The organism is Geothrix mesophila (genome assembly GCF_022808835.1).
Lineage (GTDB): Bacteria > Acidobacteriota > Holophagae > Holophagales > Holophagaceae > Geothrix > Geothrix paludis.
In genome coordinates, this window is sequence record NZ_JAKZLD010000001.1 from 1,279,872 (window position 1) to 1,298,223 (window position 18,352).

General features: G+C 69.4%; 14 protein-coding genes and 1 tRNA gene. 5 read left to right on the forward strand and 10 right to left on the reverse strand.

The window, feature by feature from the left end; all coding sequences use genetic code 11:
- Nucleotides 1-12: 12 nt before the first annotated feature.
- From dnaK to hrcA, 3 genes are all read right to left on the reverse strand, one after another.
- Complete coding sequence (gene dnaK / locus MLG87_RS05815; RefSeq protein WP_243294250.1) at nt 13-1,875, reverse strand: molecular chaperone DnaK; 1,863 nt, start codon at nt 1,873-1,875, stop codon at nt 13-15.
- Nucleotides 1,876-1,953: 78 nt separating this feature from the next.
- On the reverse strand, nt 1,954-2,643 hold the full coding sequence (locus MLG87_RS05820; RefSeq protein WP_243294251.1) for a nucleotide exchange factor GrpE: 690 nt from the start codon (nt 2,641-2,643) through the stop codon (nt 1,954-1,956).
- Between the two features lie 34 nt (nt 2,644-2,677).
- Entirely contained in the window at nt 2,678-3,727 is a 1,050-nt protein-coding gene (gene hrcA, locus MLG87_RS05825; protein ID WP_243294252.1) for a heat-inducible transcriptional repressor HrcA, read from the reverse strand.
- Between the two features lie 53 nt (nt 3,728-3,780).
- On the opposite strand from hrcA, the gene MLG87_RS05830 reads away from it, so the two are divergent.
- Nucleotides 3,781-4,623 (forward strand): hypothetical protein, encoded by an 843-nt coding sequence (locus MLG87_RS05830; protein ID WP_243294253.1) that lies wholly within the window; start codon nt 3,781-3,783, stop codon nt 4,621-4,623.
- 110 nt (nt 4,624-4,733) lie between these two features.
- Here MLG87_RS05830 and prfA read toward each other — a convergent pair whose 3' ends face one another.
- From prfA to MLG87_RS05860, 6 genes are all read right to left on the reverse strand, one after another.
- The gene (prfA, locus tag MLG87_RS05835) at nt 4,734-5,807 is read right to left on the reverse strand and encodes a peptide chain release factor 1 (protein WP_243294254.1); all 1,074 of its coding nucleotides are present in this window, start codon (nt 5,805-5,807) and stop codon (nt 4,734-4,736) included.
- Nucleotides 5,808-5,876: 69 nt separating this feature from the next.
- On the reverse strand, nt 5,877-6,125 hold the full coding sequence (gene rpmE, locus MLG87_RS05840) for a 50S ribosomal protein L31 (protein ID WP_243294255.1): 249 nt from the start codon (nt 6,123-6,125) through the stop codon (nt 5,877-5,879).
- A gap of 141 nt (nt 6,126-6,266) precedes the next feature.
- Nucleotides 6,267-7,028 (reverse strand): hypothetical protein, encoded by a 762-nt coding sequence (locus MLG87_RS05845; RefSeq protein ID WP_243294256.1) that lies wholly within the window; start codon nt 7,026-7,028, stop codon nt 6,267-6,269.
- 13 nt (nt 7,029-7,041) lie between these two features.
- On the reverse strand, nt 7,042-7,368 hold the full coding sequence (locus MLG87_RS05850) for a PadR family transcriptional regulator (RefSeq protein WP_243294257.1): 327 nt from the start codon (nt 7,366-7,368) through the stop codon (nt 7,042-7,044).
- Nucleotides 7,369-7,624: 256 nt separating this feature from the next.
- Nucleotides 7,625-7,701 (reverse strand) — tRNA-Arg (locus tag MLG87_RS05855).
- Nucleotides 7,702-7,809: 108 nt separating this feature from the next.
- Entirely contained in the window at nt 7,810-8,601 is a 792-nt protein-coding gene (locus MLG87_RS05860; RefSeq protein ID WP_243294258.1) for an N-acetylmuramoyl-L-alanine amidase family protein, read from the reverse strand.
- Between MLG87_RS05860 and hisS the strand changes: the two genes are divergently transcribed.
- Nucleotides 8,600-9,844, forward strand: a complete 1,245-nt coding sequence (gene hisS, locus MLG87_RS05865) for a histidine--tRNA ligase (protein WP_243294259.1) — start codon at nt 8,600-8,602, stop codon at nt 9,842-9,844. The genes MLG87_RS05860 and hisS overlap by 2 nt on opposite strands.
- A gap of 57 nt (nt 9,845-9,901) precedes the next feature.
- Here hisS and MLG87_RS05870 read toward each other — a convergent pair whose 3' ends face one another.
- The gene (locus MLG87_RS05870; protein WP_243294260.1) at nt 9,902-11,671 is read right to left on the reverse strand and encodes a tetratricopeptide repeat protein; all 1,770 of its coding nucleotides are present in this window, start codon (nt 11,669-11,671) and stop codon (nt 9,902-9,904) included.
- A gap of 240 nt (nt 11,672-11,911) precedes the next feature.
- Between MLG87_RS05870 and MLG87_RS16050 the strand changes: the two genes are divergently transcribed.
- The 3 genes from MLG87_RS16050 (at nt 11,912) to MLG87_RS05885 (ending at nt 18,335) form a co-directional block, all read left to right on the forward strand.
- The gene (locus tag MLG87_RS16050; RefSeq protein WP_279341068.1) at nt 11,912-16,246 is read left to right on the forward strand and encodes a BadF/BadG/BcrA/BcrD ATPase family protein; all 4,335 of its coding nucleotides are present in this window, start codon (nt 11,912-11,914) and stop codon (nt 16,244-16,246) included.
- A gap of 204 nt (nt 16,247-16,450) precedes the next feature.
- Nucleotides 16,451-17,767, forward strand: coding sequence for a DEAD/DEAH box helicase (locus tag MLG87_RS05880; protein WP_243294261.1), 1,317 nt, complete (start codon nt 16,451-16,453; stop codon nt 17,765-17,767).
- Between the two features lie 76 nt (nt 17,768-17,843).
- A complete protein-coding gene (locus MLG87_RS05885) occupies nt 17,844-18,335 on the forward strand; it encodes a MarR family winged helix-turn-helix transcriptional regulator (RefSeq protein ID WP_243294262.1) in 492 nt (163 codons plus the stop codon).
- The last annotated feature ends 17 nt before the right edge of the window (nt 18,336-18,352 follow it).

An 18,352-nucleotide genomic window follows, 5' to 3' on the forward strand; every position in this document is an offset into this window, starting at 1 on the left:
CGATGGACCGGCCTAATTCGGCCCCGCCCCCTCATCCTCGCCATCCAGGGAGGCCATCATGGCCTCGCTGGCGGCCAGCACGGCGTCGGTCAGCAGGTTCTGGGCCTCGAGCAGCTGGCCCTCGCAGGCCCGGAGGGCCGCGGAGTCCTGCGAGGCCACGGCCTGCCGGGCGCGGGAGAGCACCTCGCGGATCATGATCTGCTGGTCTTCCGCCAGGTACTTGCCGCATTCCGCGAAGCTCTTGTCGCAGGAGAAGATCAGGCCCTCGGCCGAGGCGATGTACTTCAGCGCGTCCCGCTTCTTCACGTCGGTCTCGGCGTTGGCCAGGGCCTCGCGGATCATGCGCTGGATCTCCAGTTCGGACAGGCCGGAACTGGGCCGGATGCTCATGCTCTGCTCCAGGCCGGTCATGAGATCCCGGGCCGAGACCTTCACGATGCCGTTGGAATCGATGTCGAAGGCCACCTCGATCTGGGGCACACCTTTGGGGAGGGGCGGCAGGTTGATGAGGTCGAACCGGCCCAGGCTCTTGTTGTGTTCGGCCAGCTCGCGCTCGCCCTGCAACACGTGGATCTCCACCCGGCTCTGGTTGTCCGTGACCGTGGTGAAGGTGCGCGCGTCCCGGGTGGGGATGGTGGCGTTGCGCTGGATGATCTTCACGAACCCCCCGCCCTGGGTTTCGATGCCCAAGCTGAGGGGCGTGACGTCCAGCAGCACCAGGTCCTTGATGTCGCCCTTCAGGACCGCGCCCTGGATGGATGCGCCCGTGGCCACCACTTCGTCCGGGTTGATGCTGCGGTTGGGCTCCTTGCCGAAGAAGTCCCGCACCAGGCGCTGCACCATGGGCATGCGGGTCTGCCCGCCCACGAGGATCACCTCGTCCACCTGCTTGGCCGTCTTGCCGCCCTGCTCCAGCGCGTCCTTGATGGGAACCAGCGTCTGCTCCACCAGCGCCCTGGCCATCTCTTCAAGCTGGTCGCGGGTCAGGGTGGCCTCGAGATGCTGGGGACCGCTCGGGGCCTGGGCGATGAAGGGCAGGCGGATCTCCACCCGCTCCAGGGTGGACAGCTCGCACTTGGCCTTCTCGCTGGCCTCCTTCAGCCGCTGGAGCGCCATGCGGTCGAAGGAGAGATCGATGCCCGTCTTCTCGCGGAACTGCTGCACGAGCCAGTTCTGGATGGCAAGATCGATGTCCTCGCCGCCCAGGAAGGTGTCGCCGCTGGTGGCCAGCACCTCGAACACGCCGTCGTTCATCTCCATCAGCGTGAAGTCGAAGGTGCCGCCGCCAAAGTCGTAGATGGCGAGGATCTGCTTGAGGCCCTTCTTGTTGAAGCCGTAGGCCAGGGCCGCCGCCGTGGGCTCGTTGATGATGCGCTGCACGTTGAGGCCGGCGATCTTGCCCGCATCCTTGGTGGCCTGGCGCTGGGCGTCATCGAAGTACGCCGGAACCGTGATGACCGCGTCCATCACGTCCTCATGGAGGAACGCTTCGGCCGCCTGTTTCAGGGAACGCAGGACGATGGCAGTGACCTCAGGCGGCGCGTAGTCGCGCTCGCCCACGCGCAGCCAGGCATCTCCGTTGGGCGCGGACACCACGGGGAAGGGCAGCCGGCCGATGGCCTCCTGGACCTTGGGGGCGTTGAACCGCTGTCCGATGAGACGCTTGACGGCGAACAGGGTGCGCTGTGGGTTCGTGACCGCCTGGCGCTTGGCGATGTGGCCCACCAGGACATCACCTTTGTCCGTGAAAGCCACCACCGAGGGAGTCGTCCGGCTCCCCTCCCGGTTGGGGATCACCCGCGAATCGCCACTCTCCATCACGCAGACGCAACTGTTCGTCGTACCGAGGTCAATGCCGATCAGTTTACCTGCCATGGGTGGAACTCCCGGGGAATTGCAACTTCATGATAAATCGGATTCTTGGGTCATCCAAAGACACGGGACGGGCGGCCGCTAGGACTTACCGGAATCCTGGAGCCGATTCACCACCACGCGGGCGGGCCGGAGGAGCTGTCCCTTGAGGTTGTAGCCGCGCTCGTAGACCGCGGCCACGGCGCCGTCGGGAAGGTTCGGATCGCTGAAGGTGGTGAGCGCTTCGGCATGGAGGGCGTCGTATGTGTCGCCGACTTTCAGCGGGAGTGGCTCGACGTTCATGCGGCGAAGCGCTTCCACGAACTGTTTCTGGATCAGCTCGACGCCGGCCCGGAAGGTGTCGACATCCTGGTACGAGGCGCTGAGTCCCCGCTCGAAGTTGTCGAGGACGGGAAGCACTTCGAGGAGGATCTTCCGCTCGGCCTGCTCCACGGCCAGGGCGATGTCGCGCTGGACACGATTGCGGAAATTGTTGAAGTCGGCCGCCAGGCGCCGGTGCTGATCCATCAGCTCGGCCTCCCGCCGGAGCATCTCCTCCATCTGCCGCTCGGCTTCGGTGAGGGCCGCCTCCAGGCCCTCCCGCGAGCCGTCGAGTTCCGTGAGCTCGCCTTCCTCGAGGGATGGGGCGGGGTATCCCGAGGCCACCTCGTCGGCAACGGACTGGAGATCCGCGTCCAGGGCATCGTCCAGGCTGAGATCCACCACATCCTCGGGCTCGCCGGAGGGTGGAGCGGGCAGGTCGTTGGGCTCGCGGGGAGTGCCGGTGGTCATCGCAGCAGTATACGCAGTCCGGCGGTGAACCGCGTCAGGATCCGCCCTGTCGCCGCTGGACCTGCCGGGACCACCACCGCAGGCCGCCCATGACCCGGCCGTAGTCCATGCGGAGCGGCCCCACCAGGGCGAAGGTCACGTAGCCGGCCGGGCCCAGCCCCACCGTGCGGACGGCCGTGGCCAGAGGCCAGCCGTCCAGGTAGGGATTCTCCGATCCCAGCAGCAGCTGGATGTCCTGGGAGGCCCGATCCGCGAAGGCATTCAGCAGACGGGCCAGGCGGCCCTGCTCTTCGAAGGCGGCCACCAGGCCCCGGAACCGGGCCACGTCCTCGAATTCGGGAAGCTGGCCGAGACGCCCCAGCCCTGACACCAGCACCGGAGGGTCGCCAGCCTGGCGCTCCTCGGGCCACTGGGAGGCCAACTCCTGAAGACGGGTGCGGAGCGTTTCCCCCTCCCGGGCTCCCGCCTGCAGGGCGTCCAGCAGCCTCGACCGCATCTCCCCCAGGGTGAGGCCCGCGAACTGGGCGGTGGCGAAATTCGCCAGCTCGGTAAGCACGGTATCACTGTAATTCCATGGGTTGTCCATGATGCGATGGTCCACCTCGCCGAGGCTCCCCACCCAGATGGCCACCAGGCGGCCCGGTCCCACCGGCACGAACTCCAGGCGCACCAGGCGGCTCTGGGTCAGGGGCAGAGGCAGGGCCAGGCAGACTCCTCCCATCACCTCGGCCAGCGTCCGGCTGGCGTGCCGGGCCCAGGACTCGGGATCCAGGTCGAGACCGTCCAAGGCCGCGGCAAGGCGCCCTTCCAGCTCGGAGTCTGGGGGTTGCGCCTTCAGCCAGCGGTCCACGTAGTAGCGATACGCCCGCTCCGTGGGAACCCGTCCGGCGGACGTGTGCGGCTGGGCCACCAGGGACTCGTCCTCCAGGTCCGAGAGCACGTTCCGGATGGTGGCGCTGGAAAGGGGCTCTGGAAACCGCTTGGACAGCAGGCGCGATCCCACGGGCTCGCCGGCCTCCAGGTAGGCCTCGATGAGGGTGCGGAGCACGGATTCGCCGCGGGGGTTGAGGTTGGGAGTGGCCATGGTAGGTAAACTTTGCGGGCTGTCATACTATATACCCCCCCAATGGAGGTCCCATGCGCACAGCCCTGATCCGAATGTCCCTCGCCGCGGCACTTGTCCTGGCCGTGGGATGCAACCGCAAGAGCGAAGCCGCCATCCAGGCGGATGAAGCGGCCAAGGCCGCTGAGGCCAAAGTTGCCCAGCTCGAGCAGCAGCTCGCCGAAGCCAAGTCCGGCAAGGTCACCGGAGAGGACGCCGAGACCGTCAAGCAGGTGACCAAGTCGCAGGTGAAGGCCCTGGAGCGCCAGGTGGCCGACGCGAAGAAGCGCGCCGAGGCCAAGAAGCAGGAAGCCGCCATGTTGGCTACCGCCCCCGTCGCCAAGGAGGCGCCCAAGCCCGTGGTGGTCGACGTGCCCACCGGCACCAAGCTCGAGATCACCCTGGCCCGCGAGCTGGCCACGGACAAGGATCAGGCCGGGGATGCCTGGGAGGGCTCGCTGGCCTCTGACGTCGTGGTGGACGGCAAGCTGGTCTGGAGCGCCGGCAGCCCGGCCCGGGGCGTCGTGACGCAGAGCGCCGCGGCGGGCCGTCTCAGCAACGGCAAGGGTGCCCTCGGCATCCGTCTCACCGAGATCGCCGGCGTCGGCATCGATACGGACACGCACGTGGTGGTGGCCACCGCCCGCGGCGAGCGCAACGCCAAGTACATCGGCGGCGGCGCGGCCCTCGGCGCCCTGGTGGGCCTCCTCTCCGACAAGAAGAACCAGGGTGACCATGCCCTCGGCGGCGCGGCCATCGGCGCCGCCGCCGGAACCGCCGTGGCCGCTGGTACCGCCGACACCGTGATCAAGATTCCAGCGAGCAAGCCCGTCGCCTTCAGCCTGACCTCGCCGGAAAAGGTGACGCTGAAGAAGTAGCTGAAGGCTCTCAGCTGTCAGCTATCAGCAAAAACGGAAGCGGGAGGCTTGCCTCCCGCTTCTGCTTTTACCGAGAGCTGACAGCTGATGGCTGATGGCTGATAGCCGCTTCACGCCTCCAGTGCCTGCAGCCGCTCCGCCTCGAACGCGGCGCGCAGGGGCTCGATGATGGGTTCGAGCTGGCCGGACATGAAGCTGTCGATCTGGTGGATGGTGACGCCGATGCGGTGGTCGGTGACACGACCCTGGGGGAAGTTGTAGGTGCGGATCTTCTCGCTGCGGTCGCCGCTGCCCACCTGGGACTTGCGGAGGGCGGAGTGGGCCGCGTCCGCCTCGTCCTGCGCCTTCTGGAGCAGGCGGCTGCGCAGCACGGTCATGGCCTTGGCCATGTTCTTGATCTGGCTGCGCTCGTCCTGGCAGCTCACGACGGTATTCGTGGGCAGGTGGGTGAGGCGCACGGCGGAGTAGGTGGTGTTCACGCTCTGGCCGCCCTTGCCGCCGGAGCAGAAGGTGTCGATGCGCAGATCCTTCTGGTGGATCTCGATGTCCACCTCCTCGGCCTCGGGCATGACGGCCACGGTGGCGGCGGAGGTGTGGATGCGGCCCTGGGTCTCGGTCTTCGGCACCCGCTGCACGCGGTGCACGCCACTCTCGAAGCGGAAGAGGCTGTAGGCGCCGTCGCCCTGGATCTCGGCGGTGGCCTCCTTGAGCCCGCCCGCATCAGCGTCGCTCTCATCCAGCACAGATACCTTGAAGCCCCGCCGCTCCGCGAAGCGGATGTACATGCGGAAGAGCTCCGCGGCGAAGAGGGCCGCCTCCTCGCCGCCGGTGCCGGCGCGGACCTCGAGGATCACGTTCTTGGCGTCGGCGGGGTCCTTGGGAATGAGCAGGCGCTTGATCTCGGCTTCGCCTTCGGCGATGGCCTTCTTCAGGTCGGGGATCTCCATCTCGGCCATCTCGCGGAGGTCCCCGTCCATGGTCTTGTCGCCCAGGATGGACTCGGCCTCCTCCAGCTGCTTGAGGCGGGTGCGCTGGGCCTGGAAGGCCTGGACCACGGGCTCCAGCTCCGCGCGGAGCTTCGTCAGCTCCCGCAGGCGCTTGGGATCCGAGACGACGGCCGGATCCTGCAGCTGCGCCTCCACTTCCTGGAAGCGGGCATCCACGGCTTCTAGCTGATCAAGCATGGGACCTCCAGAGCACCGGTACGAAAAAGGGAGGGGCCGAAGATCGGCCCCTCCCTCGGAATGGTGCAGCTAGGCTTCGGTCGTCTCGGCGGCAGCTTCGGGAGCAGCGGCCGGGGCTTCCTTCTTCGCGTACTTCTTGTTGAACTTCTCCACGCGGCCTTCAGTGTCCATCAGACGCTGCTTGCCGGTGAAGTAGGGGTGGCAGGCCGAGCAGATTTCCACGCGCAGCTCCTTCTTGGTGGAGCGCGTCATGAACTCGTTGCCGCAGGCGCAGTGCACCTTCACATCGTGCAGTTCGGGGTGGATCTTTTCCTTCATCTCTTCCTCCTGGGACCGACCGGATGCCCCCATGGGCGGGGTGAACGCACGCGGCTTGTCCACGCAAGATGGATAGCTTATCGCCAAATCGCCCGTCCCTCAAGGAGGATTCCCGAGGCAGGGCCCGGAGACAGGCCTGGATCAGCCCTCCTGCTCCTGGGGCGTCAGCACCCAGCGCTCGGCCAGGACGCGGCGCAGCTTCAGCGCCAGCATCACGCTGACCAGCAGGGTGGCGTTGAAGCTGAGCTCCAGGGGCACCTGCCACCACCGGAAGCGGATCCGGCCCAGGAACCCCGTCTCGAGGGCGAACATGAAGGCCGTGAAGAGGACCGGTTCCAGGAGGGTCTGCCAGAGCGGGCGCTCCTGGCTGTGGCGTTCCAGGAGGAATCCCGTATAGGCGCCATAGAGCAGGCGCGTGGGCTTGAACCCGTGGGCGGTGGTGAACCCGAGGGGGATCGAGAGCAGGGAGGTGAGCAGCACGGCCACGGCCGTTCTCGCCCAGGGATCGAGCCGGAGCCAGTGGCGCCGGGCCCAGAAGTAGCCGGCCCCCACGGCCAGCCCCTGGGCCGCGGCGAAGGCCACGCAGATGTACCAGCGCCAGCCCTCGAACCACATGTGGCTGCCCGTGGCGATCCCGATGATCATTCCCGCGGCCAGGGCGGTGCTGCCGCGGTGGTTGGCGTCCTGGCCCTCGCCGGCGGCGAGTTCCCCGGCCAGCAGACCGGGGCGCTCCTTCTCGGCGAGCAGGGCCGCCATGGCCGATTCGCCCTCGATGCCCCGGGCCTCAGCCTCGTCCAGCAGGTGGGTCTCCAGCTCCCGCAGCAGCCTGAGGCGCCGCCAGCGGGACACCCCCCTCAGGCCAGCAGCCACTTGGGCGAGGTAGCCGTCGAGCGCGCGCGACACGGTGATGGATCCTTCAGGCCCTCGGCCCGACGAAGGCCTGGACCATGTCCACGAACTGGTTCCACTCCTTCTTCTTGGCGGTCAGGAAGGCCTGGCCCGCGGGCTGGATGGCGTAGTAGCGCCGTTCCCGCCCGTTCTCCTGGGTTTCCCAGTAGGACGTGATGAACTCGGTCGCCTCGAGCTTGTGGAGGGCCGGATACAGGGCCCCTTCCTTGAGGGTGTAGGTTCCCCCCGTTCTCTGGCGGACCGTCTCGATGATCTGGTAGCCGTACATGGGCCCCTCGCAGAGCAGCGACAGCAGCAGCAAGGGAGTGCTGCCTTTCAGGAGTTCACGATCCACTGGGACCTCCGGTTTAGGCAGGATCATTGTGCCTCGCAAAATGAGGCCAGTCAAGGCGCCCCGCAAATGTTTTCACAGGAAGGAACTTCCCACCGGCCAGGGGGTATGCGGCCCGATCGGGATTCGAACCGTGCGGCTGCGCCGCCTCGGCCCGCTTCGACGCGCCATCTAGGCGCGTCTCGGGCGGTCCACTCGCTGGTTCGAATCCATGGACCATCAACAAAGCCAGGGGGGCCGTTGGCCCCCCTGGCTTTGTTGGTGCACCCGACTGGATTCGAACCAGCGACCTTTGGCTTCGGAGGCCAACGCTCTATCCAACTGAGCTACGGGTACTGCGGCCTTCCATCATGGCGGCGATCGGCGTTCCGTTCAAGGTTGAGGCTCGGGAGGCGGGGTTTCCGCGACCATTGGCTTCGGAGGCCAAGGGGCGTTCAGGGTCGTTCAGCCCGGTCCAGCCACGGTCTTCCGGCGCACGCTCCCGTTGGCCTGGGCGAAGTAGCGGCGGACGCCGCGGGTGATGGCATCGGCCACCTTGGCGCGGAACGCGGCCTCCTTGAGCTTCCCCTCCTCCTTGGGGTTGGAGATGAAGGCCACCTCCACCAGCACGGCGGGCATGGCTGCGCCGCGGAGGACGATGAAGGGGGCCTGCTTGACCCCCCGCTCCTTGATGCCGGCCAGCCGGTTCAGCTGGCCCTGGATCGCCACGGCCAGCCGCTCGGAGTCCTGGAGGAAGGCCTTCTGGGCCAGGTCGTCGAGGATGCTCGCCACCACGGTGTCCGCGCTGGCCGGGGCGTCGCCGGCACCGGCGTTCTCCGCCGCCACCACCTCCTCGTCATCGCCCTTCCCCAGGCTCAGGAAGTAGACTTCGGAGCCCCGGGCGGCCCGAGCGCGGGCAGCGTTCAGGTGGAGGCTGATGAAGAGATCGGCCCCCTGGGCGTTGGCGGCCTTGGCTCGATCCCAGAGGGGGATGAAGGTGTCGTCCTCGCGCGTGAGGACGGCTTCGAAGCCCGCGGTCTCGAGCTTGGCCGCCACGGCCTTGCCGATCTCCAGGGCCGCCGCCTTCTCCTTCAGGCCCTTGGGTCCCTTGGCCCCCCCGTCCTCGCCGCCATGCCCCGGGTCGACCATGACCTTCAGGCGCGGGGGATGGGGGGCCGAACCGGCGAGTTTGGGACTCTGAGCCCAAGACAGTAGGCTGAAGGTGGCGAGCGGCAGAAAGCTCAGGAGTCGGATCATGGCCCAATCGGTGAAAGGTATGCGGGATCTGTTCGGGGCGGAGCTGCGTTGGTTCCAGCATATCGAGGAAACCGCCCGCCGCGTGTTCGGCCGCCACGGCTACGGGGAGATCCGCACGCCCATCCTCGAAGAACTCGACGTGTTCAAACGCAGCGTGGGGGAAAGTTCCGACATCGTGAACAAGGAGATGTACGAGTTCACGGACAAGGGCGGCCGGCAGGTGGTCATGCGCCCCGAGAACACCGCCGGCGTGGTGCGGGCGGCCATCCAGCACAAGCTGCTGGCCTCCAGCGATCCCGCCCTGTTCTATTACATCGGCCCCCAGTTCCGCTACGAACGCATGCAGACGGGCCGCTACCGCCAGTTCTGGCAGATCGGCGCCGAGAGCTTCGGCGTGGCCACGCCCGAGAGCGAGGCCGAGAGCCTGCTCATGCTCCACAGCTTCCTGAAGGAGCTGGGGCTCAAGCGGATGGTCTTCTCCATCAACAGCGTGGGCACGCCCGAATCCCGCCCCGCCTTCTACGAGGCCTTCCGCGCCTTCTTCGCGGCGCGGGAAGCGCAGTTCTGCGAGGACTGCCACCGGCGCATCGAGTCCAATCCGCTGCGTGTATTGGACTGCAAGAACGAGAGCTGCCAAGCGGCGCTGGAAGGCCATCCGGTCATCACGGACTACCTGGACGAGGCCTCGGCGAAGCACCACGCGCGGCTCAAGGCCCTGCTCACGGAGCTGGACATCCCCTTCGAGGAGAACCCGCGCCTGGTCCGCGGCCTGGACTACTACACCCGCACGGCCTTCGAGCTGCTCAGCTCCGACCTCGGCGCCCAGAGCGCGCTGTTGGGCGGCGGGCGCTACGACCTGCTGGTGAAGCACCTGGGCGGCCCCGACGTGCCCGCCTTCGGCTGGGCCATCGGCCTGGACCGCCTGGCCATGGTGCTGCAGCAGGTGCGCGGCGAGGCCCCCCAGGCCGCTCCCGCCCTGCTCATCCCTCTTGGCGAGCGGGCCACCGTCGAAGCCTTCAAGCTCGCACGCCAGCTCTGGGACGCGGGCATCGCCCTCCAGTTGGAGACCCGCGGCGGGGCCCTCAAGAAGGCCATGGCCACGGCCAACCGCACCGGCGTGCAGACCGTCCTCATCCTCGGCGACGGGGAACTGGATGGGGGCACCATCACCGTCAAGCACATGGCCAGCGGCGAGCAGGAGAGCTGGCCCCTGGATGGACTGGCGGGGCGCCTGGGCCGGTGACCGGCTCCTATCACCGGCCAGTCCTGACCGGCCCTAATCATCAGGTCCAAACCGGCCCTACCGCCGGACGGTCTTGAGCAGGCCCTTGAACCGGGGATCCCGACGGATGGGATCCGCCATGGGCTCGCGGTCCAGGTAGATCAGGTACTCGCAGCGCTCCTCCAGGGCCCTTTGCAGGCTGCGGAACTCGCCTTCCCGGTCCCCCAGTCCGCCCTGGAGCCCGGCCAGGTAGAGGGCCGGCACGTACACCGGTTTCCCATGGAAGTCCGGGGGGTGGTTGAGGAGATTCAGCATCTCCTGGGCCTTGCCACGGTTCCCCTTGGCCGCGTAGGCCAGCCCCAGGAAGAGCGTCATGCCCGGGGCCCGGCCGGAGCGCTCCCAGCCTTCGGTCAGCGCTGTGACGGCCTCGTCGTGGCGTCCCAGCATCACCAGGGCCCGGCCCAGGTTCAGGTAGCCCAGGATGAACCCGGGATCGAGCTCCAGGGCCTTCTGCGAGGCCGCGACGGCCTCCCCGTAGCGCCGGTTGAAGTAGTGGGCCTCGGCCACGGCGGATTTCACGGCGGGCGACAGTGGATCCAGCTCCTCGGCCTTCCGCAACTCGGCCAGGGCATCGTCGCTCCGGCCCACGGCGCTGAGGTAGAGGGCGTACCACTGGTGGGCGGTGGCGTAGCCCGGGTTCAGATCAAGGGCCCGGTTGAAGGAGGCCTCGGCCCCATCCCAGTCCCACTCGTAGATCAGCCGGATGTGGCCGAGCGAGGCGTGGGCCTCGGCCGACGCGGGGTCCAGCTCCAGCGCGGTCATCACCTCCCGCTTGGCCATGGGCATGGCCTCGCCGGGCCGCAGGGCGCCCATCTCGGCGGATCCCAGGAGGGCGTAGCAGTCCGCGATGCCCACGTGGGTGGGGGCGAAGGTGGGATCCAGCCGCGCCGCCTCCTGGAAGCGTTCCAGCGCAAGGTAGAGGTCCTGCGGGGTGCGCTTGTTCCAGAGGAACCGGCCCCGCAGGTAGGCCTCGTAGGCCTCCGGCTTGACGGGCCTGGGGTGGGCGCGTCCGGGTTCCAGCTTGAGGCTGATCCCGCTGGCGATGGCATCCGCCACCTCCCGCTGGAGCACCAGGACGTCCCGCACGTCGCGGTCGAAGCTGCTGTCCCAGATGTGCGTCTCGTCGGCGCCGCGCAGCAGGTGCACCGCCACCCGCACCCGGTCGCCCGAGCGCCGCACCGATCCCTGCAGCAGGTAGTCCACACCCAGCTCGCGGGCCACCTGACGGGGCCGCTTCTCCGTGTTCCGGTAGCCCAGGGCCGAACGCAGGGCCACCACGCGGCCACCCTCGCCCTGGTGGCGGCCGAGCTGGGTGATGAGTTCCTCGGTGAAGCCGTCGCTGAAAAACTCCTGGCCGCGCTCTCCACCGAGGTCGACGAAGGGGAGCACCGCCAGGGCCGGGCCCGGCGGGGAGGGCCTGAAACCCAGGCGCCAGGCCAGGGCGAGGCCGCCCGCCAGCACCAGCGCCGCGGTGAGGGACCAGAGCACCCAGGGCACCACGCCCCGCGGTTCCGGCCGGATCACCTCGACGGCGGCGGGCTCCGCCGTGGCGACGGCCTCGGGCGTCGCGGCCGGTCCCTCCGCCTCGGGGGCGAGGATCCGCCCGGCCCGCCAGGCGTCCACCTCCGAGCGGTGGGCGAAGACGCTGCCCTGCTTGTCGTGGAGGTGCCGGTGCACGGGGAGGCCCTCCCCCTTCTCCCAGCGCTGTACTGTCCGGACATCGCGGTCCAGGTAGGCCGCGATTTCCTTCCAGGATTCCAGCCGCTCCTCCAGGACCTCGTCTGCCATCGTCACTCCCGGGGAGAACCTTCCCTCCACCTTCCGACGCCGGATGATCCCATTGAAAATGCAACGGAATTCTACCGAAACCCCCTTGACCGTCAAACCAAAACCTCGGATTCATGGATGGATTACCCCCATCCCGGAAGGGCACGACAAAGGACGACACCCGCGCCTTGCCGCTGGCCGCTGGCCTCTGGTCGCACCCATCCTGCCCGGGAACCCATCGGGTGATCGAAGGGAGACGCCATGGCACGCTTCATCGGCCTCGATCTCGGCGCGGAGACCCTGAAGGCGGTGGAGCTGGTGGGCGAGGCCGGGGCATGGACCTGGACCCGCCGGGCCCGGGTGCCCCATGGGAAGGAACCCGGCAAGGTGCTCGTGGACCTGCTCGAAACATGGGGCTGGGCCCACGTGGACGGCGCGGCGGTGACCGGCCGCATGGGCCGCCCCGTGGCGCTGGCGCGGGTGCCGGGGCGCCAGGCCCTGGCCGCGGGGTTCCGCCTCCGCCACGGCGCGACGCCCGCCACCGTGGTGTCCATCGGCAGCCGGGGTTTCTCCGTGCTGGAACTCCGGGGGGAAGGCCGGGAGATCTTCCGGGAGAACGGCCGCTGCGCCCAGGGCACGGGCAACTTCCTGCAACAGCTGGTGGGGCGGTTCGGCCTCACGGTGGAGGAGGCGTCCGCCCTGGCGGAGGGCGTGGCGGACCCGGCACCGCTGTCGGGACGCTGCCCCGTGATCCTCAAGACGGACATGACCCATCTGGCCAACAAGGGGGAATCCCGGGAGCGCATCCTGGCGGGCCTGCTCGACGCCATCGCCGAGAACGTGCAGGCCCTCATGAAGCCGAAGGTCTGCCCCGGACGCCTCCTGCTGGCGGGCGGCGTGGCCCGCTCGGCGCGCGTCCAGGCCCACTTCCGGCGCCATGCGGCGGCCCACGGCATGACCTTCCTGGAGGCCGGGGAGGAGGATCGCCTCTTCCTCGAAGCCCTGGGCTGCGCGGTGCTGGCCGCGGAGGCCCCGGCCGCCGTGCCCGGACTGGGCACCCTGCTGCGCCCGCCGGACCGGGCCTCCCTGGAGGTCACAGAACCCCTGGCCTTCCACCTGAACCGGATCCGTCGCCTGGCGGAGCCGTCGGGCCCCCTGACCGCCGGGCCGGTGCCCTCCGGTCCTGTGGAAGTGGAGCCCCGGGACGTGATCATGGGTTTCGACATCGGCTCGACCGGCTCGAAGGCCGTGGCCCTGGACGCCGGCCAGGAATCGGTGCTCTGGGAGGGCTACCTGCCCACGGACGGCGCCCCGGTGACCGCCGCCCAGGCCCTCATGCGCCAGTTCCTCGCCAGCCCAGCCGCCACCCACCGCATCCAGGGCTTCGGCGTCACAGGTTCGGGCCGCGAGATCGTGGGCTCCCTCCTCTCCGTCTGCTACGGCCGGGACGCGGTCTGGGTGATCAACGAGATCGCCGCGCACGCCACCGGCGCCCTCCAATGCGATCCACGGGTGGACACCATCTTCGAAATCGGCGGGCAGGACGCCAAGTACATCCGCCTCGCGGACGGCAAGGTGGTGGACGCCGCCATGAACGAGGCCTGCTCCGCCGGCACGGGCTCCTTCATCGAGGAGCAGGGGCGGCGGTTCACCGGCATCGAGTCCGTGGCCCAGCTGGGACAGGTGGCCCTGTCGGCGGACAGCTGCATCTCCCTGGGCCAGCACTGCTCGATTTTCATGGCCGAGGTCATCGACGAGGCCGTGGCCGCCGGCGCGCCCCAGGCCAGCATCATCTCGGGCATCTACGACTCCGTGGTGGCGAACTACCTGAACCGGGTGAAGGGCAGCCGATCGGTGGGCCAGGTGGTCTTCTGCCAGGGCATGCCCTTCGCGTCGGACGCCCTGGCCGCGGCCGTGGCCCGCCAGACCGGGGCGGAGGTCATCGTGCCGCCGCGGCCCGGCCTCATGGGCGCCGTGGGCATCGCGCTCCTGGCGGCGCGGGAGCTGGCCTGGGAAGAGGCCAGGCCCCTCGACGGCGCCCGCTTCCTGCAGGCGGAGGTGGCCGCCAAGGACCAGTTCGTCTGCGCGGCCACCCAGGGATGTGGCGGGGCGGGGAACAAGTGCCGCATCGACCGGCTCACCACCCAGGTGGATGGCCGGGTCACGAAGTTCACCTGGGGCGGCGGCTGCTCTCTGTGGGACAAGGGGACGCGCCGCGCCAAGCTGCCCGACCTGGCCCCGGATCCCTTCCGGGAGCGCCGCGAGTGGGTGGCCCGGCTCTCCGCGCGCCTCTCCGAACGGCGCGGCCGCCCGCTCATCGGGATCAGCGGCGAGTTCCAGCTGCAGGGCACCTTTCCCTTCTTCGCCACCTTCCTCCACGAGCTGGGCTTCGACCTGCAGGTGGCGTCCACCCCGGGCCGGGAGGCCCTGAAGCGCGGCATCGAGGAAGCCGGGGTGCCCTTCTGCGCCCCCATGCAGCAGTACCACGGCCTCGTGGCGGGCATGGCCGACATGCCTGGCGACCGGCCGGACTACCTGTTCCTGCCCATGATGCGCGAGCTCCCGCGGGTGGGCGGAGAGACCCATTCCGTCGTCTGCCCCATCTCCCAGGGCGCGCCGGACGTGCTCCGGCTCCTGCTGGGCGAGGGCGGGCCCAGGGTGCTCTCGCCCGTGGTGGACCATGGCACTGGCGCCTTCGACTCCCGGACCTTCCTCGCCGTCTGCCGCGCCCTCGCCACGGACCTGGGTCGGCCCCTGAGCTGGCGCCCCGCCTGGCGGATCGCCCGCGCCGCGCAGCTCGCCTTCGAGGCCGACCTCCGCGAGATGGGCCGCCGTGCCCTGGCCTTCTGCCGGGAGCGCGAGATCGTGCCGGTGGTCCTGCTGGGGCGCGGCTACACCCTGCACAACGACGTGCTGAACTCCAACGTGCCCGCCATCCTCCGGGAACAGGGGGCCATCGGCATCCCCCTGGACTGCCTGCCCGTGACGGAGGACGCGCCCATCTTCGACGAGATCTTCTGGGGCCACAGCCAGCGCATCCTGCGCGCCGCCTGGCAGGTCCGGAGGACGCCGGATCTCTACAGCATCTTCTGCTCCAACTACGCCTGCGGGCCGGACAGCTTCACGGTGCCGATGTTCGCCTGGCTCATGGAGGGCCGGCCCTACGCCGTGATCGAGACCGACGGCCACTCCGGGGACGCGGGCACCAAGACGCGCGTGGAGGCCTTCCTCCACTGCGTCCACGAGGACCGGCAGCGGATCTCCCGGAGCGCCCCGCGGGACGCGTCGGACCTGTCCGTGGGCACCCGCACCTTCCGGGAGATCCAGAGCCTGGGCGAGCGCCTGCTGATCCCGCCCATGGGCCCTGAGACCGAAGCCGCCGCGGCGACCTTACGGGGCATGGGCGTGAACGCGGAGGCCCTGCCCCCCTCGGACCACACCGCCCTGCTCCTGGGCCGCCGGCAGACATCCGGGAAGGAGTGCCTGCCCATGACCCTCGTGCTGGGGAACCTCCTGGCGCACCTGGAGCGCCACCCCGGCGAGCGCGTCATCCTGCTGCTCCCCGCCGCCTCGGGCCCCTGCCGCATGGGCGCCTATCGAACCCTGCACCAGCTGGTGCTGAAGCGGCTGGGCGAAGAGGGGCGCGTGCGGATCTGGTCGCCCCCCTACGGCGACTATTTCGGCGGTCTGCCCGCCGGCTTCAAGGCCATCCTCTTCGCGGGCATGGCGGCCTTCGGCACGCTGGAGCGCGCCCTCGGCCTGGTCCGGGCCGCGGAACGGCTGCCGGGCCAGGCGCAGGCCATCCGGGACCGCTGGGCCGGCCGCCTGGCCGCCCACCTGGAAGCGGCCGCCAAGGGCGACCTCAGCGCGACCCGCGTGATCACCGAGGTGGCCACGAGGCGGATCTACGGCCTGCCCGCGCTGCTCCGCCAGGCCCTCGGCGAGCTCCGGCAGACGGACAGCGGCGCCGACCTGCCCCGTGTCCTGCTGACCGGCGAGATCTACGTGCGCCTGGATCCCTTCGCCAACGGGGAGGCCGCCCGCGCCCTCGCGTCCCGGGGGCTCCGGGTGGACATGGAGGCCACCACGGAGTTCATCCAGTATTCCGAGTACACCTCGCGGGCCCAGGGCGCCAAGAGGGGCCCCGCCACCCAGGTGGAGCGGTGGATCCGCGAGCGGATCCTGGCCGTGGCCGAGGGCCTCCTGGAGACGGAGCTGGGCTGGCCGCGCCGCGGGTCCCTGCCCCGGGTCCTGGAGGCTTCCGCCCCCTACCTGCGCGAGGCCCTGGAAGGGGAGGCCGTGCTCACCCTCGGCGCCCCCATCTTGGGCTGGCGCCGGGGCGAGATCGACGCCGCCGTGCTGGTGGGGCCCCTGGAGTGCATGCCCTCCAAGCTGGCGGACGCCCAGTTCATCCACGTGGCCGAGCGGGAGGGGCTGCTCACGCTCTCCCTGTCGCTGAACGGCGAGCCCCCGGATTCCGAGGCCCTGGACGCCTTCGCCTTCGAGGTCCACCGCCGGCACCAGCACCGCCGCCATCGCCGCATCCGGCGCCCGGCCCCCGCGGATGCCCTGCTGCGCACGGCGTCTTCCATCTGAAGAGCCCCATCGTTCCTGGTTCTCCGGCCATCCTGAAACCCTGTCCGGAACGGCGGCTGGCGAAATCCTGACTATTCAGATAAACTAATGACTTCGTGATCGCAGGCGACCCCCGGTCTCCGCCTCTTTTCAGTCCGAATACCCCTTTCTCGCCCTGACCGGGCCCCCGGAACCATCCGCGGGCGGGCCCTTCCAGGAGCGACCATGTCCTTCGATACCCTCGGGCTGATGCCCGAGCTGCTGCGCGCCGTACGCGAGCAGGGCTACGAAACCCCCACCCCCATCCAGGCCCAGGCCATTCCCCTGGTGCTCGAGGGCCGCGACCTGCTGGCCCGCGCCCAGACGGGCACCGGCAAGACCGCCGGCTTCACCCTGCCCCTGCTGCAGCTGCTCGCTCCCCATGCCAGCACCTCGGCTTCGCCCGCGCGCCACCCCATCCGCGCCCTCATCCTCACGCCCACCCGCGAGCTGGCCATGCAGGTGGAGGAGAGCGTCCGCGCCTACGGCAAGCACATCCCCCTGCGCTCCACCACCATCTTCGGCGGCGTGAACATCAACCCCCAGACCAAGGCCCTGCGGGCCGGCGTCGAGATCCTCGTCGCGACCCCCGGCCGCCTGCTGGACCACCAGGGCCAGGGCAACCTGAACTTCAGCCAGCTCGAGATCTTGGTGCTGGACGAAGCCGACCGCATGCTCGACATGGGCTTCATCCGCGACATCCAGAAGATCCTCGCCCTGCTGCCCACCAGCCGTCAGACCCTGCTCTTCTCCGCCACCTTCACGGACGAGATCAAGCAGCTGGCCGCGAAGTTCCTCAAGAACCCCGCGTCCGTGCAGATCACCCCGCAGAACACGGCCGCCGAGCTGGTGCGCCAGGTCGTGCATCCCGTGGACCGGGAGCGCAAGCGCGCCCTGCTGGCCCACCTCATCCAGAGCCGCAACCTCGAGCAGGTGCTGGTCTTCACCCGCACCAAGCACGGCGCCAACCGGCTTTCCGAGCAGCTGGACAAGGACGGCATCAGCTCCATGGCCATCCACGGCAACAAGAGCCAGCCCCAGCGCATCAAGGCCCTGGAGGACTTCAAGAAGGGCGCGGTCCGCGTCCTCGTGGCCACGGACATCGCCGCCCGCGGCCTGGACATCGATCAGCTTCCCAACGTCGTGAACTACGAGCTGCCCCAGGTGCCGGAGGACTACATCCACCGCATCGGCCGCACGGGTCGCGCGGGCGCGGAAGGGGAGGCCCTGTCCCTGGTCTGCGTGGACGAGCACAAGCTCCTTCGTGACATCGAGAAGCTGCTCCGCAAGGAGCTGCCGAAACAGGTGGTGACGGGCTATGCCCCGGATCCCAGCATCCCGGCCGAGCCCATCCAGACCGGGCGCCAGGGCGGTGGCCGGGGCCGCGGTCCCGCGCGCGGCTCCCGCCCCAGCTCCCGCCCGGGCCCCCGCTCCGACCAGGGCCAGCCGCCCCGGGGCGAGCGCGGCCGCCATCCGTCACGCCCCAGCACCCGCGGCAAGTAATCAGGCGACTTGCCGGGTCGACAAAGGCGCTTATACCCCTTGACACGAGGGTAGATGGGGCGCAGCCTTGTTGCTTATGCAAGATCAGGTTTCCATCTCCCTCTCCGATGCCAACCCCGGCACTCTGGCTGCCGCCGTCCGGCGGGTCCTCAAGCAGGTGGTCTGGGCGCGGCTGGCTCCCTATGGCCTCAGCCCCCAGCAGTTCTGGGTGATGCTGGTGCTCCTCGAACAGGGTCCTTCCTCCCTCCACCCGCTGGCCCAGCAGGTCTGGATGGACGATCCCACCGCCAGCCGGGTGGTGAAGGCCATGGTGAAGCAGGGCTGGCTCACCGCCAAGCCGGACCCCCGGCACGGACGCCGTATCCTCATCGAGCTCGCCCCGGGCGCCTTGACCCTGGCCCACGAGCTCAGGAATCTGGCGACGGAGATCCGGGAATCCATGACGGCCGGCCTGTCTCCGGAAGAGCAGCGGGTCCTGACCCACAGCCTGCGGACCATGGTCGGCAACCTGGAGGCCATGTATGCCGCCACGGTCGCCCAGGGGACGGACCAGGCTCCGGTGCCATGACCGGGCCGCGGCCTGCC